A 16,199-nucleotide genomic window follows, 5' to 3' on the forward strand; every position below is an offset into this window, starting at 1 on the left:
CGGACCGGCCCGGCCGCCGCTTCCTGCTGTCCCGTATACCTGCCGTGGGTCAGTCCTATGCCCGGCGATGGTGGCCCGCAATAGGGCCGTCGGTGTCAACCCGCCTTTCGTGATGGGCTCGTGACGTCGGGTCAAGCCGCCGCAGTCCGTGCGCGCCGCGCTCAGCGGACCTCCTGCGGGGCCAGGAGCGGCGGCAGGGGGGCGGCGTTGACCGTACGGGCCGCGCGGTCCAGGGCGCTGGCCAGCAGGGCGAGGTCGGTCGGCCCGTTGCCCAGCTCGCGCACCGGGCGGCGGGTCGGCGGATCACCCATCCGCTCCCACTCCAGCGGGACGACGGTGGGCCGCTGGGTGGCCGTGCGGGGGATGCGCCCGGTGACCCGGCCGCCCTGGAACGGCGTCACCGTGCCGTCCGGGTGCAGCAGCCGGCCGCGGCCTGGGGCGGGCTCCTCCGGCGCGGGCGCGACCGGCTGCGGGTCGAGGACCACCCGCAGCAGCCGCTCCCCCCGCGCCAGTTCGGTGTCGGCCGTGCGGTCGGGGCGCGCCGAGGCGGCCACCAGGTGCACCCCCAGCCGCTCGCCGTGCCGGGCCACAGCCTCCAGCGCCCGTACGACGGAACCCGCCGATGGCCGGCCGGGGCTGCCCAGGGCCGGGGCCACCAGTGCGTCGAGATCGTCGACGAGGACCACCAGCCGGGGCAGCGGCGACGGCCCGCTGCCGGCCTGCGCCGCTGCCTGCCGCTCCCGCTCGCGGGAGGCGGCGGGGCGCAGCCGCAGTGTGCCGGTGCCCGGGGCCTCGATGTCGGCCCGCGGATCCGTGCGGGGCCGCGGGAGACTTCCGGCGCCACGGTCCGGACCGCTCTCGCGGCCGGCCGCACCCCCTCGCGCCTCCCCGCGCTGCGTGCCGAGGGCGGCGTACGGGTCGCCGGGCTGCCCGTACGGGGCGGGCTCGGGACTGCGGGGAGCGGCGGCGGGGTGCGTCCCGGGACCGGGCCGCCCGGAGGCAGCGGTGCGGGCTCCGTGACCGCCGTTCACCGGACGGCTGTCGCTGCTCGGGCTGTCGAGGAGGTGCGTGCCGGACGCCTGGTCCGCCCGCGAAGCGCCCTGGGGGCCGTGACCCGGGTGCACGGGGGCGCTCCGGGCGGCCGGGACGTCCGCCCGGCGGGCGTCGGAGGAGGGGGTGCGGCGCTGGGTCACCAGCCGTTCCGCGACGTCCTCGGCGCCACCGGCGGCGACCGCGCCCTGCGGACGGCCCGCGTGCCAGTCGGCGAAGTGCAGGCCGCCCAGGAGCTCGTCGCGGCGCTTCAGCTCGGCCCCCAGCGCCTGCGCGAACTCCCGCATGCGAACCGGGTCGGAGGCCACCAGGTGGGTGGCGACGTGCGGCAGTTCCGTGCAGGCGCGCAGCCCGTCGCCGCGTTCGCCGCCCGCACCGTCGACAAGGACCAGGCCGAGCCGGTCCGGGCGCGCCGCCGCGGACAGCGAGGCCGCCGCCGTACGCAGCAGCTCCGTGCGGCCACTGCCCGCGGGGCCCTCGATCAGCAGGTGCGGGCCGTCGGTCGCCAGGTCCGCGCAGACCGGACCGCGCGGTCCCGCGCCGAGCACCGCCCACGCGCGCGTGGCGCCCGGCACCTGCCCGTCGTCGGCCGCGGCGGCCCAACGGGCCATCAGCGAGGCGGGGGTGGCCCTCGCCAGGCCCAGCTCGTCCAGGAGCCGGGCCGTCGGGGGCAGGACCGCGGCCGACAGCCGCCCCGGCCTGGCGCCCGCACGGCTGCCGTCCGACCCGAGGCCGGCGCCGGCGTCCGCCGTGTCCGTGCGCAGCGGGGCCAGCGCCCGCGCGAAGCGCTCCGCCCACGCGGCCGACACCGCGTCCACCGCGGCGAGCGTGCCGTGCCCCGCGCTGTGGCCGCCCGCCGTGCGCAGCACCCGTACCGCAGTGGCCACGTCCCCGCTCAGCAGCGCCGCGGCCCCGCACTCGCGGAACGCGGGAGCCGCCGCGCAGGCCGCTCCGTACGTCGCCTCCACCGGGGAGAGCGGGGACGCGGCGGCCGTCTCGGCGAGACAGAGCAGGTGGATGCCGTGTGCCGCGCCGTGCGCCGCCAGGCGGGCGACCGACTCGCGCAGGCCCGCCGAGCCGGGGTCGCCGTCGACGATCACCACCGTGCGCGGCCCGCCCGGCTCCAGCGGACCTTCCTCCGTACGGCGCAGGAGTTCCGCCACGCGCGCGGACGCCTGCTCCCGGTCGTACGCGAGGAGCAGGCGGCAGTCCTGGCCGTGCGCAGGACGCAGGTGCGGCAGCCAGCCCAGCCAGCCCCACTCCCGGATCCGGTCCTCGGCAGGACGAGCGCGGTCCGCGCTGAGCAGGACGATCTCCAGGTCGGTGGGGGAGTGCAGGGCGGCGAGCTGCGCCACCACGGAACGCGCCAGTCCGGTCAGCCGGGCGCGCGGACCGGCGAGACCCAGCGAACCGGCCTCGCGCAGCCCCACCGTCACCGGCACGGCGGGCAGCAGCCCCGTGCCGTCCGGGGTGGGCCGGTCGGCGGTGCCGAGCCGCAGGACCAGGGACTCCGGGTGGCCGGGGCCGCGCTCCCACAGCCGGGGGCCCGGCAGCAGCGCGGTGAGCAGCAGCGTCGCCGCGTCCGGCCAGGCGTCCGCGGCGACGGCCGACGGTGCGGCCGCCCGGCCGTAGGGCGCCGGGGACGCATCGGGACCGGCGGGCGGGTCGGCGCGTGGAGCGGCGTTCCCGGCATGGGCGGACACCGGCTCCGCGCCCCGGGCGGCGTCGTCGTGCGTCGTCCCGGTCCGGCCGCCCGCCAGCCGGCGCGCCCAACCCCCTATGCCGCCGCGCCGTTTGGGCGCGTCCGGCGCGGTGCCCGCAGCCGCGGCGGGGGAGACGCCGGGGAACCCGGTGTCCGTGCCCCGGCCGCCGGGACCCGCGGGAGCGGCTCCGTCGCCGCCGCGCTCGTCCGTGCCGAGGGACTGCCCCGCTCCGTGCGTGCGGTCGGCCGTCCCGGCGAAGGGCGCGGGGCCGCCCGTGCCGGGTCCTCCCGGGACCAGGCCGTGCACCGCGCCGCCGCTGCCGTACGAAGCCGGGCCCGGCCCGCCGTTCGTCGGGGCCGTCGCCGGCCCCTGCGCGGACCCCGCCGCGGACGCCCGGCCGCTCACCCGGTGGTGCGGGGCGCTGCCGCCGAAGCGCCCGGCGGGTGCGGCGGGCGCGGGCACGGCCGTCGTCCTGCTCACCCGCAGGTGCCCCTCGCCGTCCGGGGCGGTGGCCAGGGCGCTCTCCGGCGCGCCGGGATGCGTCAGGCGCAGGGCGGACTCGCCGACCCGCAGCAGTGCGCCCGGGGCGAGGCGGACCTCGCGGGGGCCGACGTCCTGGCCGTCCAGCGTGGTGCCGTTCGTGGAACCGGGATCGGCGACGGTGACCAGGCCGTCCTCGGAGAGGGTCACCGTGCAGTGCAGCCGCGACACGTCCGGGTCGTCCAGCGGGACCTCCGCCTCGGCGGAGCGCCCGATCCGGATCCGGCCGCCGTGCAGCAGGTGCACACCGCCCGCGTCGGGACCGGCCACCACCTGGAGCTGCGCCCGGTCGGACAGTTCGGGGGCCCCCTCGTCCGCCGGGTGCTGGAGCGAGAGCACCGCCCCGTCCACCAGCGGGGGCTCGCCCAGGGCGCACCGTTGCGCGTCGAGGCGCTCACGCCCGGCGTACACCACCACCGTGCCCGTGATCTCCGGGCCGCCCCTGCCCTGGACCGCGGCGGCCAGGCCCGAGGAGACCGCGGCCAGCGGCGTTCCGGCGGGAGCGGTGACGAGCACGTCGCACACCACGGGAGCGGCCGGGGGCGTACCCGCGGCGGCTCCGGGCACGGGCGCGCCCGTGGCGGCGCCTCTGCTCTGGCCGCTGCGCGGCGCGAGGACGGTCAGCCGGATCTGCATCGCGTCAGCGGTCCCTTCTGCGCGAGGCGCCCGGCGGAGGGGTCCCGAGGAGGAGCCGGCCTGCCCGCCGCCCCCGCGATGTCCCCCCACCCGGCGCGGACGCGTCGTCCGGTACAGGTCGGCACTCGCCGCGGGACGCCGAGGAGTTCAGCCGCCTCGCCCGCCCCATGGTTGTGTGCTGAGGGCATCCTCGCACCTGCCACTGACAATTCACCCGCCGCCCGGCATGTAGTGATCTTGAACGATCGACGGTGGGCGCGGAAAGCGCCTGCTTGGGGCACGGGCGGACAACCGTGACGTACCGCGCACGGGTGTGCGGCAACCATCCGTACGAGGCATGCGTCTTCCCCCGGAAGCGCGTCCGGCCCGTGCCCCGTTCGGCGCACTACAGTTGGGCGACCAGCCGGAAGCGACCGGGGGCAGCGCCCCGGAACGAACCGGAACGAGAACCACCGATCAGGGTCAGTCACCGACCAGCAGGGAGTGCAGACGTGCGGCCGGTAGGCAGCAAGTACCTGCTTGAGCAGCCGCTCGGGCGCGGAGCCACGGGCACCGTCTGGCGCGCCCGCCAGCGGGAGACCGCGGGAGCCGAGGCGGCCGTGGCGGGACAGCCCGGCGAGACCGTCGCGATCAAGGTCCTCAAGGAGGAGCTGGCGAACGACGCGGACGTGGTGATGCGCTTCCTGCGCGAGCGCTCCGTCCTGCTGCGCCTGACGCACCCCAACATCGTGCGCACCCGCGACCTCGTCGTCGAGGGCGACCTCCTCGCCCTCGTCATGGACCTGATCGACGGGCCCGACCTGCACCGCTACCTCCGCGAGAACGGCCCCCTCACCCCGGTCGCCGCCGCCCTGCTCACCGCGCAGATCGCCGACGCCCTCGCCGCGAGCCACGCGGACGGCGTCGTGCACCGCGACCTCAAGCCCGCGAACGTCCTGCTCGACGAGCGCGACGGCGCCATGCACCCGATGCTCACCGACTTCGGCATCGCCCGCCTCGCGGACTCCCCGGGCCTCACCCGCACCCACGAGTTCGTCGGCACGCCGGCCTACGTCGCGCCGGAGTCCGCCGAGGGCCGTCCGCAGACCTCCGCCGTCGACATCTACGGCGCGGGCATCCTGCTGTACGAACTGCTCACCGGCAGGCCCCCGTTCGCGGGCGGCACCGCGCTCGAAGTGCTGCACCGCCATCTCAGCGAGGAGCCGCGCCGGCCCACCACCGTCCCCGAACCGCTGTGGACGGTCATCGAGCGCTGCCTGCGCAAGGAGCCCGACGAGCGGCCCAGCGCCGAGAACCTGGCCCGCGCCCTGCGCACCGTCGCCGCCGGCATCGGTGTGCACTCCACGTCGGCCCAGGTCGAGGCCGCCCTGGGGGTCGGCGCGCTGCTCGCCCCCGACCCGGCACCCGCGCCCGTACCCGACACCGGCGCGTCCGGCGACGCCGACCCGACCCAGGTGCTGCCGAGCAACGCCGGCTCGTACGACCCGGGCGCCGCCACCAGCGTGCTGCCCCAGACCGGCGCGGGCCACGGCCAGGGCGGTCACGGCGGCCCGCACGGCGCGGCCGACCCCACCGCCGTCCTGCCGCCGGTGCCCCCGCGCCCGGCCGGCACGCCCGCGGGCCCGCCCGCCGGGACCGGCCCCGAGGACCCGCACCCCTGGCAGAACCAGCTGCGCCAGGTCCGCGACCGCAACGAGCAGACCCAGGTGCAGTACCTGGACCCGAGCCAGGACCCGCTGCGCCGCCGCCCGCAGCGCCAGCCGCAGCAGCCGTCCCAGCAGCCCCAGCAGCCCCAGCCGCAGCGTCCGCCCCAGCGGCAGCAGCAGCGCCGTCAGCCACCGCCGCCGCAGCAACAGCAGCAGTACGCACCCCAGCACCGCCAACCGCAGCCGCCGCCCCCGCAGCAGCGGTACGCGCCCCCGCCGCCACAGCCCCAGCAGCCCCAGGCCCCCGCCCCGCGCGAGCCCCGGCCGCCGCGCGAACCCCGGCCGCCCCGCGAGCCGCGCCGCCGCAGCGCCAATCCGATGCGGATCCCCGGCCTCGGCTGTCTCAAGGGCTGTCTGTTCACGCTCGTTCTGCTGTTCGTCGCGGGCTGGCTGATCTGGGAGCTGACGCCGCTCCAGGAGTGGATCGGCACCACGAAGGGCTTCTTCGAGCAGATCGGCGACTGGTTCACCGACATCAAGAACTTCGTCGAGGGGCTGGTCGGCTCCACTCCGTAACCGGCCCCGGTCGGCACGCCGTAAGACCGATAAGTCGACTTCCGGGGGCGAAATCCACACCGATTTCGCCCCCGGAAGTACGGAATGACGCCGCGCACGGGCCATCCTGGGCATGCAACGCTCCGTCGGCGGCGTACTTTGAGGGCCGACGCCAGCCGCTGAGGGAGCAGTCTTGGCACGGAAAATCGGCAGCCGGTACACCGCCCACCAGATCCTCGGGCGAGGCAGCGCGGGCACGGTGTGGCTGGGCGAGGGACCCGAGGGCCCCGTCGCCATCAAGATGCTGCGCGAGGACCTCTCGTCCGACCAGGAACTGGTCGGACGGTTCGTCCAGGAGCGCACCGCCCTCCTCAAACTCGACCACCCGCACGTCGTCTCCGTCCGTGACCTCGTCGTCGACGGCAACGACCTCGCCCTCGTCATGGACCTGGTGCGGGGCACCGACCTGCGCACCCGCCTCGACCGCGAGCGCCGGCTGGCCCCCGAGGCCGCCGTCGCCATCGCCGCGGACATCGCCGACGGACTGGCCGCGGCCCACGCGGCCCAGATCGTGCACCGCGACGTCAAGCCCGAGAACGTCCTGCTGGACATGCAGGGCCCGCTCGGTCCCGGCGGCGCCCACCCCGCCCTCCTCACCGACTTCGGCGTCGCCAAGCTGATCGACACCCCGCGCCGCACCAAGGCCACGAAGATCATCGGTACGCCCGACTACCTGGCCCCGGAGATCGTCGAGGGCCTGCCGCCGCGCGCCGCCGTCGACATCTACGCCCTGGCCACCGTGCTGTACGAGCTGCTGGCGGGCTTCACCCCGTTCGGCGGAGGACACCCGGGCGCGGTGCTGCGCAGGCACGTCACGGAGACGGTCGTTCCGCTGCCGGGCATCCCGGAGGAGCTGTGGCAGCTCATCGTGCAGTGCCTGGCCAAGGCGCCGGCGTCGCGGCTGCGCGCCTCCGAGCTGGCCGCCGGGCTGCGCGAACAGCTGCCGTCGCTGGCCGGGATGCCTCCGCTGGACGTGGACGAGCCGGACACCGGGAGCGGATCCGAGAGCTCCGCGCCCCAGGAAGCGCCCGCGTACGACGAGGGCCGGGGCACGCCCGCGCCGCCGCGGCGGGGCGCCGTGCCGCTCGTCCCCGGCTCCACCGCCGACTCCAACCGGGACACCCACACCTCGATGCGGGTACCGGCACCGGACGAACTGGCCGGCGGACCGCTGGGAACGGCACGGGTGCCGCGCAACCCGAACGACCGGCGGCCGGGGTCCGCCCGGCACCGGTCCGAGGTGCGCCGACGACGGCTGATCATGACGACCCTGGGGGTCGGGCTGCTGGCCGCGGTGGGTGTGGGCGGGTGGCTGGTGGCGTCGTCCTCCGGGGAGGACGGCCAGGAGCCGGGGCCGGGGACGAGCCGGACGGCGCCGGTGCGGCCGTAGGGGTGCGGGTGGGTGTACGGAGGCCGGGCGGCCGTAGGGGTGCGGGTGGGTGTACGGAATCCGGGGCGGGCGCAGGGGCGAGGGGGTGCGCCTCCGGTGGGGGCCGCCCCCTCGCCCGCCCTCCCCTCAGCACTCGGTTTCGCTCGTGCAGGGAGACACCCCCGCGTCCCCGGGGCGGCACCGTCGCCCGAGAGGCCCGGGGGCGGGAGTGCTCCGCCGCCCGAGGTGCCGACGTGCGGCCCCGCACCGCAGGAGCCACCGGCCGGGTGGGGTCGGATCCCGTACCGGTTACGCTGGTGCACGTGGCAGTCGTCGATGTATCCGAAGAGCTGAAGTCCCTCTCCTCGACCATGGGGTCGATCGAGGCCGTCCTGGACCTCGACAGGATGAGGGCCGACATCGCCGTGCTCGAAGAGCAGGCCGCGGCGCCGTCCCTGTGGGACGATCCCGACGCCGCCCAGAAGATCACCAGTAAGCTCTCCCACCTCCAGGCCGAGCTCCGCAAGACCGAGACCCTGCGCGGCAGGATCGACGACGTCGCGCTCATGTTCGAGCTCGCCGCCGACGAGGACGACGCGGACGCCCTCGCCGAGGCCGAGGCCGAGCTCGTGTCGGTGCGCAAGGCGCTGGACGAGATGGAGGTCCGTACCCTCCTCTCCGGCGAGTACGACGAGCGCGAGGCCCTCGTCAACATCCGCGCCGAAGCGGGCGGCGTCGACGCCTCCGACTTCGCCGAGCGCCTCCAGCGCATGTACCTCCGCTGGGCGGAGCGGCACAACTACTCCACCGAGGTCTACGAGACGTCGTACGCCGAAGAGGCCGGCATCAAGTCGACCACGTTCGTCGTCAAGGCCCCGTACGCCTACGGCACCCTCTCCGTCGAGCAGGGCACGCACCGTCTGGTGCGCATCTCGCCGTTCGACAACCAGGGTCGCCGTCAGACGTCCTTCGCGGGCGTCGAGGTGCTGCCGGTCGTCGAGAAGACCGACCACATCGACATCGACGAGACGGAGCTGCGCGTCGACGTGTACCGCGCGTCCGGTCCCGGCGGCCAGGGCGTCAACACGACCGACTCGGCGGTGCGCCTGACGCACACCCCGACCGGCATCGTCGTCTCCTGCCAGAACGAGCGCTCCCAGATCCAGAACAAGGCGAGCGCCATGAACGTCCTCCAGGCGAAGCTCCTGGAGCGCCGCCGCCAGGAGGAGCAGGCCGCGATGGACGCCCTCAAGGGCGACGGCGGCAACTCCTGGGGCAACCAGATGCGTTCGTACGTCCTGCACCCGTACCAGATGGTCAAGGACCTGCGTACGGAGTTCGAGGTCGGCAACCCGCAGTCGGTCCTCGACGGAGAGATCGACGGCTTCCTGGAGGCCGGCATCCGCTGGCGCAAGCAGCAGGAGAAGTAGCACCGACCGCACCACGCGGCTGCCGTACGGCGGCCCCCTGACGACGAGCGCGTCGGCGTCCCCCCGAGGGACGTCGGCGCGTTCGCGTGCGCTCGCGTTCCGGGAGCGGCCGTCGGACATGTCACAAGGCTGTGCACATCGGGCGGGCAAGTGATCGTAAATGCGGCATCGCGGTCGGAACGACCTTGACGTCATTCTTATGGCTGAGGGAGTGTGACGGGCAGCATGCGTATGTCTGGGGCGGGTGTGAACGGGGGCGAGCGGGCGGCCTCTTGATGAGGCGGTCCCGTGAACTGACATCCCCGCCAAGACCGTTGCCCCTGCATTGCAGCTCCAATGACGAGTCTTCGAAGAGCTCAGCCAGCTACTGGGGGTAGCAACCAGATGACCAACAAGATGCGGGTCCGCGTCGCGCGCATAGCCGCGGGAGCGGTGATCGCCGCAGGGGCGTCGCTGACCGCAGCGGGCGTCGCCCAGGCCGTCGGCAGCGACGGAAGCGCGCAGGCCGACCTCGGCGCGGTTCAGGTGGAAGCCGGAATCGACGTCGCGGACGGCGACCCGACGGGCGGTGCGAACGCCGGCGGTGCCGCCGCGGCCGGTGGTGCGGCTACCGCCGGGGGCGGCGAGATCGGCGGCGCGGACCCGGGCGGTGTGAACGGTGGCGCTGCTGTCGCCGGTGGTGCTGAAGCGGGTGGTGCCGAAGCGGGCGGCGCGGCTGCCGCTGGTGGTGCCGAAGCGGGCGGCGCTGCTGTCGCCGGTGGCGCTGAGGCAGGTGGCGCTGCTGTTGCCGGTGGCGCTGAGGCCGGCGGTGCGGCGGCCAACGGCGGGGCGACCGCCGCTGGTGGTACGGCGGCTGGTGGCGCTGTGGCCGGTGGCGCGGCTACGGCTGGTGGTGCTGCGACGGGCGGTGCTGCTGTGACCGGTGGCGCGCAGGCCGGCGGCGCCACCGCCGCCGGTGGTGCTGCGACTGGCGGTGCCGTGGCCGGTGGTACGGGCGACACGGGTGGTGCTGTGGGCGGTGGCGCGGCTGCGGCCGGCGGTGCCGCGAACGGCGGCGCGGCGAACGCCGGTGCCGCAACCGGTGGCGACACCGACCCCTCCACGCCGCCCACCATCGACCCGTCGACGCCCGGAACCTCCGGCGGCAGCGGCGACGTGGCCCTGAGCGGCGGTGCCGTCAGCGGAGGCAACAACACCGACGTCGACACCGTCGCCAACCGCCCCGTCGAGCAGGCCAAGCCCAAGGACGAGCTGGCCGCGACCGGCGCGGGCGACACCACGCTCCTCATGGTCGGCGCCGCGACGATGATCGCCGGTGGCGTCGCCTTCCGCTTCCTGCCCCTCCTGGGCGGCCGGGGCGGCAACGCGGCCTGACGGCCCGATCCGCCCGCCGGACGCCCGTACACGGCATCCGGTCCGGCGAGGACCTCCGTACGACAGGTACCACGGCACGACGAGAGGGGCCCGGAGCGCGTTCCAGCGCCCCGGGCCCCTCCTCGTACGGTCCACGCTCCCCGCGCACGCCCGTAACCCTGGGTGATCGCGGCCACGGGCCTGCTAAGCCGCCTGGTGGGCCACCAACGCCATCGCCGCCACCAGTATCACCAGCAGCGAGACCAGCGCCGCCGGGCTGAGCTGGGAGAACGGGTTCTGCTGCTGCTCAAGGCGCTGTCTGCTCGCCCGGCACGTCGGGCAGCGGCCCTCGGCCACCGGCCCCGCGCAGTTCGCGCACACCAACCGGTCATAGGTCATGCGCTCTCCTTCTCCGGTCACCGGCCGCACACTCCGGGCAACGCCCTCGACACTTCGCGTTCTCTCCCCATAACGTCCGGGGAAACGCATCCGTTCCCCTCCACTGTGCCAGCCGGCCGCCCGATCGGCGCGGGCCGGGGCGGACCGTCACCCTCGGCCACCCCGCAAACCGGAGCAAAAACCTCACCGGAGGGCAGCCGCCTGCGGGCGTCGGGCCGGGTCGCGTATGGTCACGCTCACCTACTCCCGGCGACCGTGGTGCACCTGTGATCCGATTCGACAACGTGTCCAAGTCCTACCCGAAGCAGAACCGTCCCGCGCTGCGGGACGTCTCCCTGGAGGTCGAAAAGGGCGAGTTCGTCTTCCTGGTCGGATCCTCCGGCTCCGGTAAGTCCACCTTTCTCCGGCTGCTGCTGCGCGAGGAGCGCGCCAGCCAGGGGCAGGTGCACGTCCTGGGCAAGGACCTCGCGCGCCTGTCCAACTGGAAGGTGCCCCAGATGCGCCGCCAGCTCGGCTGCGTCTTCCAGGACTTCCGGCTGCTGCCCAACAAGACCGTCGCCGAGAACGTCGCCTTCGCGCAGGAGGTCATCGGCAAGCAGCGCGGCGAGATCCGCAAGGCCGTCCCCCAGGTGCTCGACCTGGTCGGCCTCGGCGGCAAGGAGGACCGGATGCCCGGCGAGCTCTCCGGCGGTGAGCAGCAGCGCGTGGCCATCGCGCGGGCCTTCGTCAACCGCCCGATGCTGCTGATCGCGGACGAGCCGACCGGCAACCTCGACCCCCAGACCTCCGTCGGCATCATGAAGCTGCTGGACCGCATCAACCGCACCGGCACCACTGTGGTGATGGCGACCCACGACCAGCAGATCGTCGACCAGATGCGCAAGCGCGTCATCGAACTTGAGAAGGGCCGTCTCGTACGCGACCAGTCTCGCGGCGTCTACGGCTACCAGCACTGAAAGGACGCCGATGCGCGCCCAGTTCGTCCTGTCGGAGATCGGTGTCGGTCTCCGCCGGAATCTCACGATGACCTTTGCCGTCATCGTCTCCGTGGCCCTCTCCCTCGCCCTGTTCGGCGGCGCGCTCCTCATGCGCGACCAGGCCAGCGAGATGAAGAGCTTCTGGTACGACAAGGTCAACATCTCGATCTACTTCTGCAACAAGAACGACGCGGAGACCGGCGTCCCGCAGTGCGGCAAGGGCGCGGTCACCGCCGACCAGAAGAAGCAGGTCGAGACCGACCTGAAGAAGATGGACGTCGTCGAGAGCGTCTTCTACGAGGACGCGGACCAGGCGTTCAAGCACTACAAGGAGCAGTTCGGCGACACCGCGATGGCGAACGTCATCACGCCGGACCAGATGCAGGAGTCCTTCCGCGTCAAGCTCAAGGATCCGCAGAAGTACAAGGTGGTGGCCACCGCCTTCGCGGGCCGTGACGGGGTGCAGTCCGTCGAGGACCAGCGCTCCATCCTCGACCAGCTCTTCGAGCTGATGGACGGCATGAACATCGCCGCGCTCTTCCTGATGGGCCTGATGCTCGTCATTGCGCTGATGCTGATCGTGAACACCGTGCGGGTGTCCGCGTTCAGCCGAAGGCGGGAGACCGGCATCATGCGGCTGGTGGGCGCGTCGAGCTTCTACATCCAGGCGCCCTTCATCATGGAGGCCGCGGTCGCCGGACTCATCGGCGGCGCGTTCGCCTGCGTGCTGCTGGTCGTCGGCCGGTACTTCCTCATCGACCACGGCCTCGCGCTGGCGGACAAGATGGAGCTGGTGCAGTTCATCGGCTGGGACGCGGTCCTCACCAAGCTTCCGCTGGTCCTCGCGATCAGTCTGCTGATGCCCGCGCTGGCCGCGTTCTTCGCCCTGCGCAAGTACTTGAAGGTGTAGCTACGCCCCTGCCGAGCGCCGCTGGCGCATCCGGCGTCCCCCGTGCCCCGTACGGCAGCCTTCCGTGCGGGGCACGGTTTTGTCCTACACTCGTCGCCATGCCAGGTCCGGTATGCGGAATCGGGCCCCGCGGGCTGTGTCGCGGGGCGGCCCTGACATTGGCCTTCGCGGGGGCGCTGGCCACCGTCTCGGTGACAGACCCCTTCTCGTCCACGAAGGAGCCGCCCCCCTCGGCCGCGCGGCCCGTGGCCCGGAGCGTCCCCGCCGACGAGGTGGCCGGAGCCGCCGCCCGGTCGGTCGCCGACGGCAAGTCCGGCAAGGAGGCGGCCCGGGAGGCCGTCAGCCGCAGTGGCGACCGGTGGGGAGCGGTCTACGGCCCGGCCGAGTACCGGGAGTTCGCACAGTCCCTGGACGGCGAGTACACCGGTGTCGGCCTCGGGGTCGAGGGGGCCGCCGACGGGCGCGTGCAGGTCACCGGGGTGCGGCCGGGCTCGCCTGCCGCGAGGGCCGGTCTGCGGCGCGGGGACCGGCTCCGCGACATCGACGGCACACGCGTGGAGGGCCGGCCGGTCACCGAGGTGGTCGCCCTGCTGCGCGGCGAGCGGGAGGGCGACGGCGTGGGTACGCCGGTCGCTCTCGGCCTCCAGCGCGGCACGCGGGTGTGGACCGTGACGCTGCGCCGGGCCACCCTGGCCACCGAGGCCGTCCATGTCGAGCACCTCCCCGGCGGCGCGCTGCTGATCCGGGTGGCGTCCTTCACCAGGGGCTCCGGGGAGCAGGTGCGCCGGGCGGTCCGTGAGGCCCCCGCGGGCAAGGGCGTCCTGCTCGACCTGCGCGGCAACCCGGGAGGGCTGGTCGGCGAGGCGGTCACCGCGACCTCCGCGTTCCTCGACGGCGGCCTCGTGGCGACGTACGACGACCGGGGCAGACAGCGGGCGCTGCACGCCAGGAGGGGCGGCGACACGGCGAGACCCGTGGTGGCGCTCGTCGACGGCGGCACGATGAGCGCCGCCGAGCTGGCGGTGGGCGCGCTCCAGGACCGGGGCCGGGCGCTGACCGTCGGCTCGCGCACCTTCGGCAAGGGCTCGGTGCAGAAGCCGAGCCGGCTGCCGGACGGTTCGGTGGCCGAGCTGACGGTCGGCCACTACCGCACTCCCGCCGGGCGCAGCCTCGACGGCCGGGGCATCACGCCCGACCTCGCCGTCACCCAGCGGGCCCGGGAACGGGCCCAGTCGGTATTGAGTGGCCTCCAGGGGGGCTCGTAGTGCGAAAATGACCGCACTATGGCTAAGGAAAAGGACCCCAAGCGCAAGATCATCGCGCAGAACAAGAAGGCCCGCCACGACTACACCGTGCTCGACACCATCGAGTGCGGCGTGGTGCTGATGGGCACCGAGGTGAAGTCCCTGCGGCTCGGCCGGGCGTCGCTGGTGGACGGCTTCGTGCAGATCGACGGCGGCGAGGCGTGGCTGCACAACATCCACGTCCCGCTGTACTCGCAGGGCACCTGGACCAACCACGCGGCCAGGCGCAAGCGCAAGCTGCTGATGCACCGGGCCGAGATCGACAAGCTGGAGTCCAAGTCCCACGAGAGCGGCCACACCATCGTGCCGCTCGCGCTGTACTTCAAGGACGGCCGGGTCAAGTGCGAGATCGCGCTCGCCAAGGGCAAGAAGGAGTACGACAAGCGTCAGACGCTCCGCGAGAAGCAGGACACCAGGGAGACGAACCGCGCGATCGCGGCGGTGAAGCGCAAGGAGCGCGGGCACCTGTAGGACGGGCGCCGTCACCCGCGGAACGGTTTCAGGGTTCGCGGGGAAATGGGTTGGCATCGTCGGACGTCGGTCACGTACGATGGCTACTGCGCCCCACATGGTGATGGGGTGGCACGGGACAGGGCAGCGCGAGCCGCCCGGTCCGCTTTGAAAAATCAACATGGGGATGATCGGTTTCGACAGCGGATGTCGAAGCAGGGGAAGCGTGTCGAGGAAGCGGCAATGATCTCGTTAACCACATGTCGCAACCAATAATCGCCAACACCAAGCGCGATTCCTTCGCCCTCGCTGCCTAAGTAGCGACTTGCGAAGTGTCAGCCCGGGGGTGATCCCGACCCGGATCCTGGCATCATCAAGGGATCTAAACTCCTAGGCCCGGTCACGGGACCTGGGAGGAAATCAAACAGTGACTGAGCCCGTCGGAGACTTGTCTGCGTGATCTCCGGGGCCGAGAAAATCGCAGCAGACTGCACACGGAGAAGCCCTGGTTCTGCACCGTTGGACGCGGGTTCGATTCCCGCCATCTCCACAATTCCCATGGTTGAGCGAAGGCCCGACCGCCTCCGGCGGTCGGGCCTTCGTCGTGTCCGCGGTACCGTGCCCACGCCCGGGGCAGTGACTGTCGTATGCGTCACGTGATGTCTTATGTGCCCTAAAAATAGGGGGTAAACAGGGCAATTCGGGCGCGGAATGAACAGTTCCAGGGCGCGCTATGTCATTGCTGTGTGACAACCGAGCACTCAAGCGAAGGAGTGCGACCGGCGTGCGCTACATTCGTCGTCCGGGTGCAGTGTGATAGGGACGCTTGGACGGGTGGGGGCCCGGGCCGACGGCAGCGTCCAGCGAGTCGCGCGCGCCCACCGATGCAATTCGTCAGTGGGGGATGTGCGGACAGCTGTGAACAACATGCAAAAGGGCGCCCAGACCGGGCAGACCCGCCAGATACGCCAGATACGTGACACCGACGACCGCACGATGCAGCTCGATTCCGTCGGGCCGCAGTTCGGAAAGGGCGTCGGCATCGCGCCCGTCATGCCGGAGCTGCCCGCCGAGGGCGGCGACGGCCCGGTGTTCGTCGACGAGAGCGGCCGGCGCGGCAAGAAGTTCCGCAGGCTCGGCTGGGTTCTGGGCGCCGTCTGCGCCTGCTACGCGGTGATGCTCGTCGCCTCCCTGATCGGGGGCAGTTCCATCGCCCCCGGACTGTTCCTCCCCGGCGTAACGACGGCCGAGGAGAAGGCGGACAAGGTGAAGTCGGAGCCCACCCCCGACCCGTCCGTGCCGAAGCCCGACAGCATTCCCCCGGTCTCCGGCGACCAGCAGCCCGATCCCGGTGGCGCGGTGGTGCCCGGGACGAACGACAAGGTTCCCGCGGGCGACGCAGACAAGCCCGACCCCAAGGACTCCCCGGCCGACACGAAGCCCCCCGCCGTCCCCGGCAAGGCCGCGGGCGGGGCCGTCGCGGCGGGCGGAGCCGGTGCGGCGGCGGCCGGCGGCGCCGCAGCCGGTGGCGCCGTGGCGGGCGGTACGCCCGGCGGCGGCGCGGGCACGCCGGGCGGCACGCCCGGTGGCGGTGCTCCCGGCGGGGGTACGCCCGGCGGTGCCGGGGCCGGAGACGCCGGTACGCCCGGCGGCGCCGGTGCCGGGGACGCGGGTACGCCCGCCGGTGGTGCAGGTGACGCCGGTACGCCCGCCGGTGGCGCCGGTGACGCAGGTACGCCCGGCGGTGCCGCGGACAGCGGAGCCGCGGACGGCGGCGAGACTCCGATCGACCCTCCCATTCCTCCGGTTCAGTAGAA

The 16,199-nt window shown here is 73.7% G+C and carries 12 protein-coding genes and 1 other RNA gene; 11 read left to right on the plus strand and 2 right to left on the minus strand.

Translation table 11 applies throughout. The annotated features are described in order from the left end of the window. Window positions 1-161 precede the first annotated feature (161 nt). Window positions 162-3,929 (minus strand): FtsK/SpoIIIE domain-containing protein, encoded by a 3,768-nt coding sequence (locus tag ACQPZG_RS21740; protein ID WP_433547402.1) that lies wholly within the window; start codon window positions 3,927-3,929, stop codon window positions 162-164. A 491-nt stretch (window positions 3,930-4,420) separates the two neighbouring features. Between ACQPZG_RS21740 and ACQPZG_RS21745 the strand changes: the two genes are divergently transcribed. The 5 genes from ACQPZG_RS21745 to ACQPZG_RS21765 all read left to right on the plus strand — a co-directional run bounded on the left by ACQPZG_RS21745 (window position 4,421) and on the right by ACQPZG_RS21765 (window position 10,363). Then, a complete protein-coding gene (locus ACQPZG_RS21745) occupies window positions 4,421-6,151 on the plus strand; it encodes a serine/threonine-protein kinase (protein ID WP_433547403.1) in 1,731 nt (576 codons plus the stop codon). 172 nt (window positions 6,152-6,323) lie between these two features. Beyond that, entirely contained in the window at window positions 6,324-7,580 is a 1,257-nt protein-coding gene (locus ACQPZG_RS21750; protein ID WP_433547404.1) for a serine/threonine-protein kinase, read from the plus strand. Window positions 7,581-7,882: 302 nt separating this feature from the next. Continuing rightward, on the plus strand, window positions 7,883-8,989 hold the full coding sequence (prfB, locus tag ACQPZG_RS21755) for a peptide chain release factor 2 (protein ID WP_433547405.1): 1,107 nt from the start codon (window positions 7,883-7,885) through the stop codon (window positions 8,987-8,989). A 658-nt stretch (window positions 8,990-9,647) separates the two neighbouring features. Beyond that, window positions 9,648-9,908: a hypothetical protein gene (locus ACQPZG_RS21760; RefSeq protein ID WP_433547406.1), complete on the plus strand. Its 261-nt coding sequence runs from the start codon at window positions 9,648-9,650 to the stop codon at window positions 9,906-9,908. Continuing rightward, window positions 9,905-10,363: a hypothetical protein gene (locus ACQPZG_RS21765; RefSeq protein ID WP_433547407.1), complete on the plus strand. Its 459-nt coding sequence runs from the start codon at window positions 9,905-9,907 to the stop codon at window positions 10,361-10,363. Before ACQPZG_RS21760 ends, ACQPZG_RS21765 begins: the two co-directional genes overlap by 4 nt. A 183-nt stretch (window positions 10,364-10,546) precedes the next feature. On the opposite strand, the gene ACQPZG_RS21770 is transcribed toward ACQPZG_RS21765, so the two are convergent. Beyond that, window positions 10,547-10,741 carry a hypothetical protein gene (locus ACQPZG_RS21770; RefSeq protein ID WP_433547408.1) on the minus strand — a complete coding sequence of 65 codons (195 nt, stop codon included), beginning with the start codon at window positions 10,739-10,741 and terminating at the stop codon, window positions 10,547-10,549. Between the two features lie 266 nt (window positions 10,742-11,007). Here ACQPZG_RS21770 and ftsE point away from each other — a divergent pair, with 266 nt between their 5' ends. The 6 genes from ftsE (at window position 11,008) to ACQPZG_RS21800 (ending at window position 16,197) form a co-directional block, all read left to right on the plus strand. Further along, the gene (gene ftsE / locus ACQPZG_RS21775; RefSeq protein WP_433547409.1) at window positions 11,008-11,697 is read left to right on the plus strand and encodes a cell division ATP-binding protein FtsE; all 690 of its coding nucleotides are present in this window, start codon (window positions 11,008-11,010) and stop codon (window positions 11,695-11,697) included. Between the two features lie 10 nt (window positions 11,698-11,707). Continuing rightward, entirely contained in the window at window positions 11,708-12,628 is a 921-nt protein-coding gene (gene ftsX / locus ACQPZG_RS21780; RefSeq protein ID WP_185031710.1) for a permease-like cell division protein FtsX, read from the plus strand. 98 nt (window positions 12,629-12,726) lie between these two features. After that, complete coding sequence (locus tag ACQPZG_RS21785) at window positions 12,727-13,893, plus strand: S41 family peptidase (RefSeq protein WP_433547410.1); 1,167 nt, start codon at window positions 12,727-12,729, stop codon at window positions 13,891-13,893. An 18-nt stretch (window positions 13,894-13,911) separates the two neighbouring features. After that, window positions 13,912-14,403 carry an SsrA-binding protein SmpB gene (gene smpB, locus ACQPZG_RS21790; RefSeq protein WP_433547411.1) on the plus strand — a complete coding sequence of 164 codons (492 nt, stop codon included), beginning with the start codon at window positions 13,912-13,914 and terminating at the stop codon, window positions 14,401-14,403. 162 nt (window positions 14,404-14,565) lie between these two features. Continuing rightward, window positions 14,566-14,935, plus strand: a transfer-messenger RNA (tmRNA) gene (gene ssrA / locus ACQPZG_RS21795). Between the two features lie 365 nt (window positions 14,936-15,300). After that, window positions 15,301-16,197 carry a hypothetical protein gene (locus ACQPZG_RS21800; protein WP_433547412.1) on the plus strand — a complete coding sequence of 299 codons (897 nt, stop codon included), beginning with the start codon at window positions 15,301-15,303 and terminating at the stop codon, window positions 16,195-16,197. Window positions 16,198-16,199 lie beyond the last annotated feature (2 nt).

The organism is Streptomyces sp. CA-294286 (assembly GCF_050947155.1).
Classification (GTDB): domain Bacteria; phylum Actinomycetota; class Actinomycetes; order Streptomycetales; family Streptomycetaceae; genus Streptomyces.